Raw genomic sequence first — 15,096 nt, forward strand, 5'->3', positions numbered from 1 at the left:
TTTAAATCATCAAAGTGCGGTTGTTTTTTTTAGGTGCTTTGAGGAGTGCTATTGACCCATATTTTTGACTGATTTTAAAAAGCCCTTGGCGGAAGTATAGACTTCATCTTTTCCCTGAGCATGTAAAATCATATCGGACATTTCACGAAAAGCGCCTTTCCCACCTCCAAGGGCAAGCACATAATCCACGGCATTTTGCACATAAGGTGCAGAATCTGCCACGGCAAAAGAAAGACCACAGGTTGTAAAAGCGGGGAGATCTACGCTGTCATCACCAATATAGGCCGTTTGTTCTGCAGTAACACCTGCTTGTTTCATGAGATCCAAACAAGCACTTTCTTTTTCAAGTTTACCAAGGAAGAACAACTTAATACCTAGATCGCTAATTCGCTTACGCAGGATCGCCGAATCTCTGCCCGATAATACGGCTACTTGAATGCCAGTATCCATCAACATTTTGACACCAAGTCCATCGCGCACATGGAAACTTTTAATCGCTTCGCCATTTGCATCATAATGGAGTAGTCCGTCAGTTAATACGCCATCGACATCGGTGATGACCAATTTAATTTTCTTTAATTTTTCGTTAATCATTAGCTTGAAAACTCCACTAAGCCCACAACATTATTTTTATCATTGACCACAACAAGAGAGTGAATTTTCTTCTCTTTCATCAAGTCTTCTGCTTTCGCTAAGAATTCATTTTCATGAATAGTTTTCGGTGACGAGGTCATGAGCTCTTTCGCGGTTTTGTTAAGTGTATCGGCACCGTTAGCCGTTAATGCTCGGCGCACATCACCATCGGTAATAATGCCTTTAAGTTGTTGGTTTTCCATGACTAATGCCACACCCATACGACCTTCATTCATAATAGTTAAGCAATCAGTGAAGCTGGTGTCTGGTGTGGTAATCGGTAATCGAGTTTGCATTTGATCTTTTACTTTACATAACAAACGACGACCAAGGCTACCACCTGGATGGAATTTTGCAAAGTCAGCAGGTTGGAAATGACGTGCTGTAATCAATGAAACCGCAAGAGCATCACCTAAGGCTAAAGTGACTAACGCAGAAGTGGTTGGTGCGAGATTGTTTGGACAGACTTCGCGTTCGACAGTGATATCTAAAAAATAATCCGCATGGCGAGCAAGCGTTGAGTTTTTATTGCTGGTTAGGGCAATAATTTTATTACCAAAGTTTTTCAAACTTGGAATGAGTTTATTTACGTCATCAGTTTCACCGCTATAAGAAATCAGCATCACAATGTCGATGGGTTTTAGCATACCTAAATCGCCATGAAAGGCTTCAGTCGGGTGCAGGAAGAAACTTGGTGTCCCTGTAGAGGCAAAAGTCGCCACCATTTTTTTGCCAATTAGCCCCGATTTACCAATACCACCGATGACTAAACGACCTTCGCAAGCAAGGATAAGATTCACAACTTGAGAAAACTCATCATCTAAGCGTTGGCTTAGTTGTGCGAGTGCTTGGCTTTCAACAGAAAGCGTTTCTCGTGCGATTTGTAAATAATTCATAGGAAATCCTTATGATAAAAGTGCGGTTGAAAATAACCGTGTTTTGTAGGGCTATTCTAACGGAAGTTATTAAAAATAAGAATGAAAATTTGACCGCTCTTTGAATTCCCCCTATACTACGCCGCGAGTTGGTTAGACAATCGCTGGTTTATTGAAGCCCTTAACCGTGTTCGCACGACCTAGTGGGACAAGTAAACGAGAGGAAAGTCCGAGCTACAAAGGGCAGAGTGCCGGATAACGTCCGGGCGGCGTGAGCCGACGACCAGTGCAACAGAGAGCAGACCGCCGTGAAAACGGTAAGGGTGAAAGGGTGTGGTAAGAGCACACCGTGCCGTTGGTAACAATGTGCAGAAAGGTAAACTCCACTCGTAGCAAGACCAAATAGGAACTCAATGGGTGGCCCGTCCAGAGTTCGGGTAGGTTGCTTGAGCGACAGAGTAATTTGTCGCCTAGAGGAATGATTGTCCACGACAGAACTCGGCTTATCGACCAACTCAACAAATTCATCAAAAAATGATCTGCACCCCAAAAGTTGGACTCAACAAACCAACAATTGAGGTGCAGATTTTTTTATGGGTAAACACTACACAATCGAATTTAAATTACAGGCTCTCCAACCTATTTTGAATGGAAAAATGAGTATTAGAGAAGCTGCGCGTTTTTACAATATTCCTTCCAACGCCCTAGTCGGGACATGGTTGAAACGGTTTGAAAAAAGTGGCATAAAAGGACTTATTCCCCGTAAACCATCAGGACGACCACCAATGAAACCCAAATATGCCAGAATGCCACCGCCACCCAAAACTGAAGAAGACCGTTTACGCCTGAGAATTTTACAGCTTGAAGCGGAGGTGGCCTACCTAAAGGAGTTGAGAAGGCTCAGACTTCAGGACGAAGCCGAGCAACGGAAATTATCCAAAGGTTAAGAACACGCTATCCGTTAAAATGGCTTTTAGGTTTTGCACAGTTAGCGCGTAGTACGTTTTTTGCAAAACTTCAGATTAAACCGGATAAGGATGAGCAGCTGAAAAAGGCCATTAAACGCATCAAAGCCAATCATCCTGATTATGGCTACCGACGAGTTCATGCCAGCTTGCCAGGCGTGAATCATAAAAAAGTTCAACGTTTAATGCAGACACTTGGGCTTCAAGTGCAGTCAAGAAAAAGCAAGAAATTTACCACCTATCGAGGCACGATAGGGGTGATTGCACCGAATCATCTTGAACGCGATTTTAGTGCAACGGCCCCGAAACAAAAATGGGTGACCGATATCACCGAGTTTAAGGCGAAAGATGGGAGTAAAGTCTATTTATCTCCAATTTTAGACTTATTTAACAATGAGATAGTCTCATATAATCTCAGCTATTCCCCAAACTGGGCACAAGTAGAGGACATGTTAATGCAAGCCGTCAAAGGATTAAATAAGGCTTGTGGTGTCATTTTGCATTCAGACCAAGGCTGGCAATATCAAATGGTAGCTTATCGTCGAATCTTGGCTGAACATGGCATCATTCAAAGTATGTCGAGAAAAGGGAATTGCTTAGATAACGCCGCGATGGAAAGTTTCTTTGGGCGATTAAAAACGGAATGTTTTTATGGTCGGGAATTTAAAACAAAAGAAGAGATAGTTGATGCTGTCAGAGATTATTTGGATTACTATAATCATCGACGGATTCAACTAAAATTAAAAGGACTGAGTCCGATACAATATCGAAAACAATCCTTTAAATAACAGTCTAACTTTTTGGGGTCAGATCAAAATGACCGCACTTTTATTTTTTCATTATCCTACTCGGGATGGAATGAATAAAAGTTCGGTCATTTTCTTTTGTGTTTTACCACAAGCTCATTTGTTCTAAATGGTTTTCTTCCGGTAAATTCACGTGTAATCCTACGAGACGAATGGATTTTCCGTGGCTACGTTGCCAAATTTGTTCCAGTAATTGTTGAAAGCTTTTGAGTGATAAAGGCAAGCCAGTTTTTTCTAAGGTCGTCACCTGAAAATCTTCAAATTTTAATTTCACCCCAATTTTTCGAAAAGCGGTTAAAGGGATATTCGGCGCACTTCGTTCAATGCGACGAATAAGCTCGGCATAGAGATTATCTAACAATGCTATACCTTGTTCGAGATGTCTAATATTTTCGGATAAGGTGCGTTCTACACCGATAGATTTTCGTTCTCGATGAGCTTGGACTTCACGATCATCGATGCCATGGCTAAAATCCCAAATTCGTTTGCCCATTTTACCGAAGATATTTAACAAAATAGATTGGTCGAGTTTTTGCACATCTTCGCAAGTTTCTAAGCCCATTTTCAATAAACGTTCAGAAGTGACTTTGCCCACACCAGGGATTTTCTGCAATGGCAGTGTTTTTACAAATTGTTCAACTTCATGAGGTTGAATTACAAATTGCCCATTTGGTTTATTCATATCGGAGGCAATTTTGGCGAGAAATTTAAGGGGCGCCACACCAGCAGAGGCGGTCAGCTTTAATTCATCAAAAATGGCTTGGCGAATTTCTTGTGCGATCCAAGTGGCGGATCCTGAACATTGCGTACAATCCGTAACATCTAAATAAGCTTCATCTAAGGAAAGTGGCTCGATGATAGAAGTATAGCGTTGAAAGATCTGATGAATTTGCGCGGATACCTGTTTATAAAGGGGCATATTAACGGGCACTAAAATCAGGTTCGGACATTTTTTGATAGCTTGTGCTGTCGGCATCGCACTGTGTAGTCCAAATTTTCGAGCTTCATAATTACAGGTAGTGAGTACACCACGTTGTCGAGAACTCCCTCCCACTGCGACAGGTTTGCCCTGTAGCGTTGGATTTTCACGGATTTCAACAGAGGCATAAAAGCAATCCATATCAATGTGAATAATTTTTTTATCTTGTAGCATAAAAAAAGTGCGGTTAAATTTTATTTAGTATAACCGCACTTTAATTACTGTTCAAGTATACATGATTAATTATCAGAAACGACTTTCTTATCTTTAAACATGACTGAACGTTCAACTTTATAAACATGAATAGGTTCTTGTGTATTCATAAAAATTGAACGGTATTTTTCATCAATTTGAGTAAATGGAATTTGTAAATTAATTGTCAGTGTCTTACCTGGCAATAAGGTATTTTCTAATTCTATTTGCATATCTTGGCTATGCACAACTTGACGATTATGTACATACACGCTCAGCCATTGAATATTTTGAATTGGGAATTCACTTTTATTCGTAATGGTATATTTAAAGCGAGAAAGCGCTTGACCATCCTCACCTACAACAATATCTCTATCACCAACATCAATAGAAATCGTATAGTTAACATACTTAGGGTAGCTTTTTTCTGCTGTTGCAGTTTTTTCTACACTTTTCGGTTTTTCCTTTGAAACATTTTCTTTTGCAAAAGCAGAAGAAATTGAACAACTAGCTGCAAACAAAGCTAGCACTAAATATTTAAAAAATGACATTATTTTTTCTCCTATAAAAAAGCGCCGAAATTTTACCCTAACTCACGCATTTAATAAATACCGCTCTTTTTCTTCTGCTTGTTTTTTGTTAGACTAGCGCATAATTTTGGGGCTGATTCTGGATTCGACGGGATTAGCGAAGCCCAAGGTGCACGTCGAGGTGCGGTAGGCCTCGTAAATAAACCGCAAAAAAATAGTCGCAAACGACGAACAATACGCTTTAGCAGCTTAATAACCTGCTCATAGCCTTCGCTCCCCAGCTTCCGCTCGTAAGACGGGGATAAAGCGGAGTCAAACCAAAACGAGATCGTGTGAAAGCCGCTGTTTGAGGATCGAAGCACTAAATTGAATCAAACTAGCTTAAGTTTAGCGTGTCTGTCCGCATGCTTAAGTGAAATTAAAGACGAGACTAAACGTGTAGTACTGAAGGTAGAGTAATTTCGGACGCGGGTTCAACTCCCGCCAGCTCCACCAAATAACAATCCAAAGCAAACTTATCAAATCCTAAAAGCCCTTGAAAATATTAACCTCAAGGGCTTTTTTATATCCTAAGCGTTCCTACCCAATCCTATAAAATCCTTGAGTTTTAGTTATACTGACAGCCGTATAACAAAGTCGGTATAACTAAAACTATACAAAACCTGTTAGCAAAAGGTTTTACTCATGTTTTAGCTATATCCAAATTTTTAAAAGTCTGAATCGCCGTCTGAGTTATTTAGAACAGTTTTCAACTCTCAGAAAGAAACAATATGGCACGCACAATCACACCGCTAAACAGCACGAAAATAGACAAAGCCAAGCCGCAGAAAAAGGAATTTACCCTATCCGATGGCAAAGGGCTTTATCTGCTGGTCAAGCCTAATGGGGCTAAGTTATGGCGGTTTAACTATTACAAGCCTTTCACGCAACCAAAGAAAAGAGCGTTAATTGGCGTTGGCAAATACCCTGATATTTCCTTACAGCAAGCAAGAGCAATTAGAGAGGAATATTTATCTTTACTTGCGCAGAATATCGATCCAGCAATCTATCGCCAACAGCAAGAACAAGCGAAACAAAATGAGCTGAATAATACCTATGAAGCGGTGGCGTGGGCGTGGCTTGAGTATCGCAAAACCAAAAAGAACTTTTCAGATAATTATCAAAAAGACGTTATAAGCCTGATCAATCGTTGCTTATTGCCGCACTTTGGCCATTTGCCTATTTCCCAAATTACCGCGCCAATGGCATTAAAGGCATTTAAGCAGTATCAAGATGAAGGGCATTTAGAAAAGCTCAAACGGACGATTCAGAAGCATAACGAAATCATGACTTATGCCCTACACCGAGAATTGATCTCTTTTAATCCAACGACAAATATCGCAAAGGAATTTGACAGCCCAACGGTTGAACATTTTAAAACCCTTAAGCCTGAGGATTTAAGCGAATTTATGTTCACGCTACAAAACGCTCAGATTCACTTACAGACGCGCTATTTGATTTTATGGCAACTGCTCACCATGACAAGACCGAACGAAGCGGCTACGGCGAAATGGGCGGATATTGACGAGAAAAACAGAATATGGACGATTCCTGCAGAGCAAATGAAACGCGGCATTGAACATAGAATCACGTTATCACGGCAAGCCTTAGCCCTGTTAGGACAAATTAAAAAATTGAGTGGTGGAAAAACTTACCTCTTCCCGAGTGTAAAGAACCCACAATCCCATGTTAATACGCAAACAGCAAATGCCGCGATTAAGCGAATGGGTTATGCCGGTAAATTGGTAGCGCACGGTTTACGAAGTATCGCTAGCACCTATTTAAATGATCAGGGCTTTAATAGTGATTTGATTGAAGTGGCACTATCGCACCTCAATTCAGACCGGGTAAAAACTGCCTATGACAGAGGGGAGAAATTAGAACAACGATTCAAGCTATTACAGGCATGGGCGGATTTTGTAGAAAAATCCTCACAAGGCACGTTGCCGCAATTTCATTTAAAGATTGTGGCTTAAAGTGCGGTCGATTTTGGCGGAATTTGATCGTTTGTAATTAACAAAGAACAACTAGGAGCGTTTATGGAGCATGAACATTCTTTACTTGATGAAGTAGAGCATATAAAAAAAAGTACGCAAGCATTGATCGATAAAAAGAAAATGCTAGATCACTGTTATTCTATAAAAGGAAAACCACAAACAGAATTTACTAAAGATGAAAAAATTTACAAGGGTATAAAATACGCACTTCATACAATCGATAAATATTTTACAGTTCCATTAGAAAATACTTTATTAGCTGAGTTAGAAACCGTAAATGAAGAAAAAATTGAAGAATTAAAGAAACTAAAAACCAATTTAAAAAGGCTGGTAAAAATTAGAAAGTATATATTGCAATTAGCGGATAGCTATAAATATCGAACAACATTAACAGCTAAAAGAATTAGAGCAAAGAGAAAAACAATAGAAGATCCGAGTAAGCAAAAAGCGATTGAAGAAGCCGTTACAATGTGGAAACGTACCCCTAGATTATCGCTTGATGATATAGCTGAACATATACGAAAAGAGGGCATATCAGAAAAGTCTCACGCTCAAATAAAAAGATGGATATCTCAATATAACCCGAAAAGAAAAAATAAAACTTAATCATTTAAAGCCGTCAGTAAATTGCTGACGGCTTTTTTGTTTCTTTAACGGTTAAAGAGATGAATTAACTGTTAAAGAAATTGATTGACAGTTGGCGTCATTTCCACTCTAAAAACCCTCCTCCATAATCCATTCCGACACAACGAAGCCCCAAACGGCTTTAACCATTCCAACCAGTACGGAGTAAAACAATGAATCAAACTGATCGCATTATCCGCCGCCTTGAGACCATGAAAATGTTAGGCGTAAGCAAATCCACCTTTGCCGATTGGCAAAACCCTAAATCGAAACGTTACCGCCCGGACTTTCCAAAGAAAATTCAATTAGGGGTTAATTCAGTCGGTTACTTGGAAAGTGAAATCAACTCTTATATTGCCAAACTGGCAGAAGCGAGAGCATAGGAGGGCGTTAATGATTATTTCCACCACCAGCACAGGCGAACAACACCGATTTACCATTGAACGACTGAGAGAACGCCCACACAGCACAAACGAACTACGACAAATGGGCGTTTATTATCCACCGGCACGCATTAAGGAATTGCGCAATCAAGGTTATTTGATTGATACGTTCTACCGAGAGGAAACCGACAGCACCGGCTTAACCCACCGCGTGGGCGTTTATGTGCTACATGAAAACGCAGTAAGCCAAAATCATCAATATAACGACTAAGGAGATATTAAAAATGACCGATTGCAAAGACTGCTCAATAGAACAAGGGCGCAAAGATTTAATTAATACCCCAATTTCAATTACTTATTCAAAGGCTCAATTCCCACATTTAACGGTGACTTCTGAAGATTGGGGAATGAATGCCGTTTTATGGCTTGAGGTCGGCGATTTTCTGCCACTAGGCATTGACGCTGACACAATGCAAGAGGCGTTGATCATGATTGCTTTTCTTCAACAAAGCACAAAAGCCCCGTTACTGATTGATGAGGAAATGCAACAGGAGCTAACCGCACTTTCTGAAAATGGCATGGCATTTAACCCGATGAAAAAAGGAAATGGCGCACTCATTCCACTTGCTGAAATCCTCTCCACTGATACCAAACAAGAAACCGTGCGACACCTTGAAGAAAAGTTCTCACAGGGCGAGAAATGCCAGTTTGTAGAAATGGGCGGAATGTTGAATTAGACGAGCAAGGATCGATTAAAAAGAATGAATAATATAAACCCATTACCACACCCTCAAAAATGCAACACAGTGACGCTATGTAGCATTTACGCAATCATTGAGCGCATGTATGAAATCGCCGATTTATCACTTGATGGAAAAGTAACTCAAACCCGAATCGATGAGACCGGGCAAAAGGTACAAATTCCGTTCACGCACAAAGACGCTTTAGAGTTTATTTGCGACCAAGCCACTTATGCCCTGATGGAAATAGAACTACTGAAAGGACAGCTTGAAATGCTAATTAGCAAGCAAGAAGACAAAGGCGAATCGGTCGATTTGTCGGTGGTGGACTAAAGAGAGTTTTGCGACCAGTACGCGTACGCGCGCGAGGAAGTTCAGGATAGGTGCATATTGCACAAAAGCAATTAAGGGGAATTTAAAACGATGGGATATGGCCGCGAAATACGAAGCCAATTTGCCAAAGCCTACGCCAAGATGGGAAACGCTACCCACGCTTTACGAATGGTATTAGGGGAGGAACGCGCCGGCAGAATGAAACCGCACACACTACGGGCAAAAGCCAGCGAGCTACTGAACCATTATCGAGTAGCGGAACAAATCGAGCAGGAAAAAGCAGAGATGCAACAACGCGGGGAAGTCTTACCGCATTACCGCTTGAGAACATGGAGGGCGGATTTAATCACCGGTGAACCGATAGAAATCAAGCTTCCGCCGGCGCGCCCTTTTGTGATTCCGAGAGGAATGAAAGGGTTGTTTAAAGAGGTGGAGCGTTTAAAAAGATCCATCACAAAACCTGACATTTTTTTAATTAGGAACAAGAAGATCCGCTAATAAAAGGGTAAGTATTTAATGAAATGCGCAATAGCCAAACATAACCCGCTTATTTTACTTCAAGCGGTTAAACATTATCAGAAATCGGCTCAAATCTTCACTTTTCCGAGCCTGTATAACGATTTTGAGCCTTATCCAATAAAAGAGGTGGTGGACGTATTAAAGCTCAAGGTAAGCGATTTAGAGTGCGCTATAGACACTCACCCGCTTAATGAATCGCTGAAAACAAGTTTTTACACCACAAAGAAACATTTAGACAGCATGGAAAAACGTTTAAAGGAGATAACGCCATGAAAACCGAAATTATAAACCTATTACAAATCACACAAGCCCTTGATGGTGGAAATCAAGGCATTAATGCGCGCGATGTTCACCGACTTTTGAAAGTGGGGCGGGATTATTCAAAATGGATTAAAGCACGAATTGAACAAGCGGGCTTTATTGAAAATCAGGATTTTGCCATTGTTCAAAATTCCACCATTGGTTTGCCAAAATTGGCAAGCAAAGAAAGTGATTGTTTTTTGCACGACAAAATGGGCGAGCAAAAAGAAACCCGAGGCGGGCATAATCGTTCTGATTATATCGTTACCCTTGATATGGCAAAGCACCTTTGCTTAATGGAGAAGAACGAAATCGGCAGAGCGGTTAGACAGCACTTTATTGACGCAGAAAGACAGTTAAGACAGGTTGCGCCAACGGTTTATAAAAACACGCTTGCCAAAACACAGGCGCGGTTGGCGGCAATCGACCATAACCGAGAAATGACGGATGCAATCAAGGCAACATTACAGCGCACCAATAAAGCCCCTAAAGCGTTTTATTACTCAAGGGAACAGGAAATGCTGGATAGTCTTGTTTTAGGTGAAAACGTGCGCCGGTGGAAGAAACAGCAGGGCATTATTGGAAATGTGCGTGACAGATTCACAACAGAACAACTAAACACACTGAAAACCTTGCAGGCCACCAACACCGCGCTAATTAATTTGGGCATGAACTACTACGAGCGCAAGGGACGATTGATAACACTGGCAGAACGGGAACGCCACCATTCATAAACAAAAATGCCTATGCTTTCTTCAAGAACGGCATAGGCAAGATTAAATATCAATTGAACGGGTTTATTATATGAAGAGTTACGCAGAAAGAAAAGGCAGAAGTTCAAAAAAACAGAATCAATTCAAGAAATCAGTAAACGGCAGCACTTTTTCAATGTTGCGCCATGATGTTGTTCTTGGTCAAGAAATCGAGCCTCTAAGCCTAGCGGCTAAATGGGTTTTGATGAAGATGATCGGCTTGTACAACAAGGGCAATAATGGCAACTTATCCGCGCCGTTGAATAAATCTAAAGAGATTTTTCAACTATCCGCACCCGGATTAAAGAAAGCGCTTGATGAACTTATTGCAGCGGATTTTTTAGAAGTAACCCGCCAAGGTGGCAAGAATCAATGTTCGCTTTATGCCTTAACGTGCTTTTCACTAAATGATGTAAACAAGGCAGGGATTACACTTAAAGCAACAGATAGACCAAGCGACAAATGGAAAAAGTCATTTTAACTTTTGACCTGATTTTTTTGTGAAAGACCAAATTATGTTTGTCGGTTACTTTTTGAATAATTTTATAAGTAAGAACCAAGACAAAAAAACATACATGTATGGCTATAATTATATAAAGGTATTAACTCAGTTAATCAATGAGAACCCCCAAAATGCGCTGACTGATTAACTCAGTTAATCAATTCTCATTTAGATTGGTCAAAAAATAACCTAATTGATTAACTCAGTTAATATCATTGATTAACTCAGTTAATATCAAAAAATCGAAATTCCCTTCAAAAACTGCTTTACAAACTCCCCGTATTTTTGTCAATATATCCACGCAGTCGCAAAAAACGATTGCCAGCCGTAGGAAGCTGAACCATTTAACATTGGCGAACGATAGCACGCCTTTAAATCGTGCTTTTTTTGTTCGTAACATTCGCACACCTCAAGAATTGGCGGATTTTGTTTTATTCAATCTAAAAATTCTCTCAATGGTAGTGCGTAATGGGCAACCCTTAGCGGTTGGCTGCTTTCCAATGTTGGCAGTTTCCTACCCTATTACGCGCTACCGCCAACCGTAGGAAGTTAGCGGTAGTTCCTGAAAATTTAACATTGGAACTTACGCAAATGTATCAATTCATTTTTGCGGCTATTCGCCGTATCGATCTAACCAATCAGATTCAAAAAATCCGTATCACTGCTGACACTGAACGAGCCGCACGCGCCCAATTCGCCCGTGATTTTGTTCTTGTGTTTGCCGGCAAAATCAATCTTCAAAACGCTAGTGCTTTATCCGCAAATACTTTCCCTTCAATCTCTTTCGCGGAGGTGGTCCATGCTTAGTTATGATGCTATTCAAATAGCTCTTCAAGATGTTGTTAATAGTAACGATGTAAGTGAGCAGACCTTAGAGAAAATTCGCACAGAAAGCGAATGTCTTTGTGAATCTATCGAATATGGCTTAATGGAATTGGGCGATATGATAAGCCGCTTAGGTTTCTTTGCTGAGAGCGAGCAAACCTTTGATCGCCAAGCTATGAGCAATAACAATGTGAAACATATTGGAGCATTAATTCAGGCTAACGCTTATTTTCTTAATACCTTACGAGAAACTGCTATTCAAGCAACTTATCATCTCAATGGTGGAGATAAGGGGGCGAAATGATGAGTAACACGAAATTCCCTTACACCCTTGTTTTTATCTATGACAACGGCGACCAATTCACAGCCGGGCAATATTGTTCACTTAGAGACGCACTACAAGCCAAGATACGGGCAAAAGCTGAGATTGGCAAAATAGACGTTTTAGGCAGACGTTTAGAAGCTATCACTGTTTTAGCGGAGGGCGAAAATGAAACCAACTAACCCAATGACACAGCTTCAACAGTGGAAAGATAATCGTGCGCCAGTGAATGGAAAACACGTTCAAAACTGCGAAATTGATTGCGAAACTGCGAAACAAAACAAAACACAGTTAACCCTTGATGATACTGGCTTTATAAAAAGAAACTGCGAAACAGGCTGCGAATTTGCGAAAGCGAAAAATGATTCGGTTAAAAATGCCAACCAAACCAATTTTGGTTTAGTTAAAAATACGCAAGGAAACGAGCATAGAGAGACTAAAAACAAATACCAAGGGAAACTATCTATCAATCTATTGGTGGTGGAATATAGCCAGCTTACGCGCCAATTTAAGCTAATTCATGACAGTAACCGAAAATGCTTAGAGGTTTATCCTGATGATTTCCATCATAAGCTAAAAATGCGGGAAGAATGCGCCGATTTAGCCGGCAGGTTAAAAGGTGGTGGAAAGTTATTTAATGAATTAGCCAAGGGCACCAATTTAACCCAAGAATAGACCGCACTTTTGAAATCGTTTAATCAACTGAACGGGTATCTTATTTTCAGATTTTCAGAGGTGGCGAAACAGATTGAGCAGTTAAATCTTGAACGCATAGAACTACAGAAAACTACAGATGGCAACGGAGAATAATCCACCGGCAAACAAGGGCGGCTAAAATAACTGCCCTTTTTTATGGCTTGCATGGGGTTGATTTTAAAATTCCGCCAATCGATAAGGGGCAGGGAAAATCTCTACAGTATTTCAAACTCAGAACAGCCCGATTAACTCAATTTCCACCACCGCAAAATTAAGATTTTATGATGATGACAGGTGGCGGCGACTAAAAACGGACTTATTCCCCATTGAATAAAAGGTACTCCTGAAGGGATACCCTTTTCCACGGGGTAACGGGCGCGCGGAGATTGCCAATTTTTCGCATTTCTAACCATCATCATCTTCTGCTTAAATCGCTTTTTTATAATTCCCGAAAACCTCTTTTTTATAGCGTTAAAAAACCTCCCTATTACCGCCATTTTTATAGGCACTTTAGATTTTAGTTATACGTTTAGTTATACGGAGTAAAAACCAAATTGCACAGTTCTAGCAATAACAAGGCTTACAAACAACAATTCAGATAACGCCAGCCCACCACAAAATAAACCTATCAAGTCCTATGAAAGACTTTAAAGCCTTGAAAATAATGACTTCAAGGCTTTTTTATTACGCTTTTAACTTCTATCAAACTCTCGAATTTGAGTAGTATATTTAATAGTTGGAGTTTATTGATTGGTTAAATTGTTGCATTACTAAAGTGCTTAGTAATCGGTGAATTATTAGCTAAAGGAGAAAAAATGAATATTTTATTACTAGACGGTGGAAAAGCGTTTGGTCATTCACATGGCGAGTTGAACCATACGCTTCACAAAAAAGCGAAAGAAGTTTTGACCGCACTTGGACACAATGTAAAAGAAACCGTGATTGATGCCGGATATGATATTGAAGCAGAAATTGAAAAATTCTTGTGGATGGATGCCGTGATTTGGCAGATGCCAGGTTGGTGGATGCACGAACCTTGGACAGTGAAAAAATACATAGACGAAGTATTAACCAGCGGACACGGCAAGCTTTACCACAGCGATGGTCGTCATAGTGTCAATCCGACTGAAGGCTACGGCACAGGTGGCTTGTTGCAAGGCAAAAAACACATGCTTTCACTTACTTGGAATGCGCCGATTGAAGCCTTCACCCGCGAAGGCGACTTCTTCGAAGGCAAAGGTGTGGATGCTATGTACATGCCTTTCCACAAACTCAACGAGTTTATCGGCTTGAGCCGTCTGCCGACATTCTTATGTAACGATGTGATTAAAAATCCACAAGTAGAACAATACTTAACAGACTACCAAGAACACTTGGAAAAGGTGTTCGGATAATTACTAAATATTAGTTTATAAGGTGAGCATTTGGGCTCACCTTTTTTATTTACCCAAGACTTTGTGAAAGCCATTAAAAATGAGATAATTCTCAAACCTTTTAAGAGGCGTTATTTATAAAAATATTTGGAGATAGAATGGAACACAAACTTGAGGATATCATTGCGATTTTTAATCAATGTTTTGAAGAAGAATATAATACGCGATTGGTTAAAGGTGGGGAGGAGCCAATTTACATTCCTGCAAATGATGAGGTGCCTTATAACGCGATTTACTTTGCGAGAGGCTTTTACAGCAGTGCATTACATGAAATTGCCCATTGGTTGGTGGCGGGGAAAGAGCGCCGTAAATTAGAAGATTTTGGCTATTGGTATGAGCCGGATGGCCGTTCTGAAGAACGTCAGCGTGATTTTGAAAAGGTGGAAGTGAAGCCTCAAGCACTGGAATGGATTTTGGCAACGGCGGCAGGTTTCCGTTATTTTGCCAGTGCGGATAATTTAAATGGCAATCTAGGAGATACGCAACCTTTTAAACAAGCCGTGTATGAACAAGTGAAAACCTATGCAGAAAAAGGCTTACCAAAACGCGCAGAAATCTTGCGTCATGCCTTGGCTCAATTTTATGGCACAGAAGATCGAATTGATTTAGCGAAATTTGATGTGACTCGCATCTAAAGTGCGGTCATTTTTA

21 protein-coding genes, 2 other RNA genes and 1 pseudogene are annotated in these 15,096 nt (G+C 40.4%); 20 read left to right on the forward strand and 4 right to left on the reverse strand.

Annotated features, from left to right (window positions below; genetic code table 11):
- Positions 1 to 48 precede the first annotated feature (48 nt).
- Positions 49 to 594, reverse strand: a complete 546-nt coding sequence (locus DX522_RS09805) for a KdsC family phosphatase (RefSeq protein WP_410002738.1) — start codon at positions 592 to 594, stop codon at positions 49 to 51.
- Positions 594 to 1,529: a KpsF/GutQ family sugar isomerase gene (locus tag DX522_RS09810; protein WP_115180658.1), complete on the reverse strand. Its 936-nt coding sequence runs from the start codon at positions 1,527 to 1,529 to the stop codon at positions 594 to 596. Before DX522_RS09810 ends, DX522_RS09805 begins: the two co-directional genes overlap by 1 nt.
- Before the next feature lie 124 nt (positions 1,530 to 1,653).
- Here DX522_RS09810 and rnpB point away from each other — a divergent pair.
- The 3 genes from rnpB to DX522_RS09825 all read left to right on the forward strand — a co-directional run bounded on the left by rnpB (position 1,654) and on the right by DX522_RS09825 (position 3,261).
- Positions 1,654 to 2,030: RNase P RNA component class A (gene rnpB, locus DX522_RS09815), an RNA gene on the forward strand.
- Positions 2,031 to 2,101: 71 nt separating this feature from the next.
- On the forward strand, positions 2,102 to 2,455 hold the full coding sequence (locus DX522_RS09820; protein WP_115180560.1) for a helix-turn-helix domain-containing protein: 354 nt from the start codon (positions 2,102 to 2,104) through the stop codon (positions 2,453 to 2,455).
- Entirely contained in the window at positions 2,443 to 3,261 is an 819-nt protein-coding gene (locus tag DX522_RS09825; RefSeq protein ID WP_262054302.1) for an IS3 family transposase, read from the forward strand. Before DX522_RS09820 ends, DX522_RS09825 begins: the two co-directional genes overlap by 13 nt.
- A gap of 103 nt (positions 3,262 to 3,364) precedes the next feature.
- Here the strand turns inward: DX522_RS09825 and dinB are convergent, their stop codons facing one another.
- Entirely contained in the window at positions 3,365 to 4,432 is a 1,068-nt protein-coding gene (gene dinB, locus DX522_RS09830) for a DNA polymerase IV (protein WP_115180660.1), read from the reverse strand.
- Positions 4,433 to 4,497: 65 nt separating this feature from the next.
- A complete protein-coding gene (locus tag DX522_RS09835) occupies positions 4,498 to 5,001 on the reverse strand; it encodes a hypothetical protein (protein ID WP_115180661.1) in 504 nt (167 codons plus the stop codon).
- A 108-nt stretch (positions 5,002 to 5,109) separates the two neighbouring features.
- Here DX522_RS09835 and ssrA point away from each other — a divergent pair.
- The 17 genes and pseudogenes from ssrA to DX522_RS09925 all read left to right on the forward strand — a co-directional run bounded on the left by ssrA (position 5,110) and on the right by DX522_RS09925 (position 15,080).
- Positions 5,110 to 5,475: a transfer-messenger RNA gene (ssrA, locus tag DX522_RS09840) on the forward strand.
- 275 nt (positions 5,476 to 5,750) lie between these two features.
- Positions 5,751 to 6,995, forward strand: coding sequence for a tyrosine-type recombinase/integrase (locus tag DX522_RS09845; protein ID WP_115180662.1), 1,245 nt, complete (start codon positions 5,751 to 5,753; stop codon positions 6,993 to 6,995).
- Between the two features lie 63 nt (positions 6,996 to 7,058).
- Positions 7,059 to 7,622, forward strand: coding sequence for a hypothetical protein (locus tag DX522_RS09850; RefSeq protein ID WP_262054210.1), 564 nt, complete (start codon positions 7,059 to 7,061; stop codon positions 7,620 to 7,622).
- 191 nt (positions 7,623 to 7,813) lie between these two features.
- Positions 7,814 to 8,023 (forward strand): helix-turn-helix transcriptional regulator, encoded by a 210-nt coding sequence (locus tag DX522_RS09855; protein WP_109128978.1) that lies wholly within the window; start codon positions 7,814 to 7,816, stop codon positions 8,021 to 8,023.
- 10 nt (positions 8,024 to 8,033) lie between these two features.
- On the forward strand, positions 8,034 to 8,294 hold the full coding sequence (locus tag DX522_RS09860; RefSeq protein ID WP_115180663.1) for a helix-turn-helix domain-containing protein: 261 nt from the start codon (positions 8,034 to 8,036) through the stop codon (positions 8,292 to 8,294).
- 13 nt (positions 8,295 to 8,307) lie between these two features.
- Positions 8,308 to 8,760 carry a hypothetical protein gene (locus tag DX522_RS09865; protein WP_115180664.1) on the forward strand — a complete coding sequence of 151 codons (453 nt, stop codon included), beginning with the start codon at positions 8,308 to 8,310 and terminating at the stop codon, positions 8,758 to 8,760.
- A gap of 24 nt (positions 8,761 to 8,784) precedes the next feature.
- Positions 8,785 to 9,096, forward strand: a complete 312-nt coding sequence (locus DX522_RS09870; protein ID WP_115180665.1) for a hypothetical protein — start codon at positions 8,785 to 8,787, stop codon at positions 9,094 to 9,096.
- A 90-nt stretch (positions 9,097 to 9,186) separates the two neighbouring features.
- On the forward strand, positions 9,187 to 9,594 hold the full coding sequence (locus DX522_RS09875) for a terminase (protein WP_115180666.1): 408 nt from the start codon (positions 9,187 to 9,189) through the stop codon (positions 9,592 to 9,594).
- 290 nt (positions 9,595 to 9,884) lie between these two features.
- Positions 9,885 to 10,649 (forward strand): antA/AntB antirepressor family protein, encoded by a 765-nt coding sequence (locus DX522_RS09885; protein ID WP_115180668.1) that lies wholly within the window; start codon positions 9,885 to 9,887, stop codon positions 10,647 to 10,649.
- Positions 10,650 to 10,719: 70 nt separating this feature from the next.
- Positions 10,720 to 11,148, forward strand: a complete 429-nt coding sequence (locus tag DX522_RS09890) for an ArsR family transcriptional regulator (RefSeq protein WP_115180669.1) — start codon at positions 10,720 to 10,722, stop codon at positions 11,146 to 11,148.
- A 236-nt stretch (positions 11,149 to 11,384) separates the two neighbouring features.
- The gene (locus DX522_RS11740) at positions 11,385 to 11,714 is read left to right on the forward strand and encodes an ash family protein (RefSeq protein WP_262054211.1); all 330 of its coding nucleotides are present in this window, start codon (positions 11,385 to 11,387) and stop codon (positions 11,712 to 11,714) included.
- Between the two features lie 46 nt (positions 11,715 to 11,760).
- Complete coding sequence (locus tag DX522_RS11745; protein ID WP_262054212.1) at positions 11,761 to 11,976, forward strand: host cell division inhibitor Icd-like protein; 216 nt, start codon at positions 11,761 to 11,763, stop codon at positions 11,974 to 11,976.
- Positions 11,969 to 12,298, forward strand: a complete 330-nt coding sequence (locus DX522_RS09900) for a hypothetical protein (protein ID WP_115180670.1) — start codon at positions 11,969 to 11,971, stop codon at positions 12,296 to 12,298. The genes DX522_RS11745 and DX522_RS09900 overlap by 8 nt, the downstream gene beginning before the upstream one ends.
- Entirely contained in the window at positions 12,295 to 12,498 is a 204-nt protein-coding gene (locus DX522_RS09905; protein ID WP_262054213.1) for a hypothetical protein, read from the forward strand. The genes DX522_RS09900 and DX522_RS09905 overlap by 4 nt, the downstream gene beginning before the upstream one ends.
- Positions 12,485 to 13,126 (forward strand): annotated as a pseudogene (locus DX522_RS09910) (hypothetical protein). The gene DX522_RS09905 and the pseudogene DX522_RS09910 overlap by 14 nt, the downstream one beginning before the upstream one ends.
- A gap of 701 nt (positions 13,127 to 13,827) precedes the next feature.
- Positions 13,828 to 14,406 carry an NAD(P)H-dependent oxidoreductase gene (locus tag DX522_RS09920; RefSeq protein ID WP_115180672.1) on the forward strand — a complete coding sequence of 193 codons (579 nt, stop codon included), beginning with the start codon at positions 13,828 to 13,830 and terminating at the stop codon, positions 14,404 to 14,406.
- Positions 14,407 to 14,543: 137 nt separating this feature from the next.
- Positions 14,544 to 15,080, forward strand: a complete 537-nt coding sequence (locus DX522_RS09925; RefSeq protein ID WP_115180673.1) for an elongation factor P hydroxylase — start codon at positions 14,544 to 14,546, stop codon at positions 15,078 to 15,080.
- Positions 15,081 to 15,096: the final 16 nt, after the last annotated feature.

The sequence above is a fragment of the Haemophilus parainfluenzae genome (genome assembly GCF_900450995.1).
Taxonomy (GTDB): Bacteria; Pseudomonadota; Gammaproteobacteria; order Enterobacterales; family Pasteurellaceae; genus Haemophilus_D; species Haemophilus_D parainfluenzae_O.

Excerpts from the sequence above, each read along its gene's own strand:
- DX522_RS09890 (WP_115180669.1), top strand. The coding sequence starts at position 10,720 with ATGAAGAGTTACGCAGAAAGAAAAGGCAGAAGTTCAAAAAAACAGAAT.
- DX522_RS09905 (WP_262054213.1), top strand. The coding sequence starts at position 12,295 with ATGATGAGTAACACGAAATTCCCTTACACCCTTGTTTTTATCTATGAC.
- DX522_RS09870 (WP_115180665.1), top strand. The coding sequence starts at position 8,785 with ATGAATAATATAAACCCATTACCACACCCTCAAAAATGCAACACAGTG.
- DX522_RS09820 (WP_115180560.1), top strand. The coding sequence starts at position 2,102 with ATGGGTAAACACTACACAATCGAATTTAAATTACAGGCTCTCCAACCT.
- DX522_RS09850 (WP_262054210.1), top strand. The coding sequence starts at position 7,059 with ATGGAGCATGAACATTCTTTACTTGATGAAGTAGAGCATATAAAAAAA.
- DX522_RS09805 (WP_410002738.1), bottom strand. The coding sequence starts at position 594 with ATGATTAACGAAAAATTAAAGAAAATTAAATTGGTCATCACCGATGTC.
- DX522_RS09810 (WP_115180658.1), bottom strand. The coding sequence starts at position 1,529 with ATGAATTATTTACAAATCGCACGAGAAACGCTTTCTGTTGAAAGCCAA.
- DX522_RS09865 (WP_115180664.1), top strand. The coding sequence starts at position 8,308 with ATGACCGATTGCAAAGACTGCTCAATAGAACAAGGGCGCAAAGATTTA.
- DX522_RS09925 (WP_115180673.1), top strand. The coding sequence starts at position 14,544 with ATGGAACACAAACTTGAGGATATCATTGCGATTTTTAATCAATGTTTT.
- DX522_RS09920 (WP_115180672.1), top strand. The coding sequence starts at position 13,828 with ATGAATATTTTATTACTAGACGGTGGAAAAGCGTTTGGTCATTCACAT.
- DX522_RS09860 (WP_115180663.1), top strand. The coding sequence starts at position 8,034 with ATGATTATTTCCACCACCAGCACAGGCGAACAACACCGATTTACCATT.
- DX522_RS09855 (WP_109128978.1), top strand. The coding sequence starts at position 7,814 with ATGAATCAAACTGATCGCATTATCCGCCGCCTTGAGACCATGAAAATG.
- DX522_RS09845 (WP_115180662.1), top strand. The coding sequence starts at position 5,751 with ATGGCACGCACAATCACACCGCTAAACAGCACGAAAATAGACAAAGCC.
- DX522_RS11745 (WP_262054212.1), top strand. The coding sequence starts at position 11,761 with ATGTATCAATTCATTTTTGCGGCTATTCGCCGTATCGATCTAACCAAT.
- dinB (WP_115180660.1), bottom strand. The coding sequence starts at position 4,432 with ATGCTACAAGATAAAAAAATTATTCACATTGATATGGATTGCTTTTAT.
- DX522_RS09900 (WP_115180670.1), top strand. The coding sequence starts at position 11,969 with ATGCTTAGTTATGATGCTATTCAAATAGCTCTTCAAGATGTTGTTAAT.
- DX522_RS09835 (WP_115180661.1), bottom strand. The coding sequence starts at position 5,001 with ATGTCATTTTTTAAATATTTAGTGCTAGCTTTGTTTGCAGCTAGTTGT.
- DX522_RS09885 (WP_115180668.1), top strand. The coding sequence starts at position 9,885 with ATGAAAACCGAAATTATAAACCTATTACAAATCACACAAGCCCTTGAT.
- DX522_RS09875 (WP_115180666.1), top strand. The coding sequence starts at position 9,187 with ATGGGATATGGCCGCGAAATACGAAGCCAATTTGCCAAAGCCTACGCC.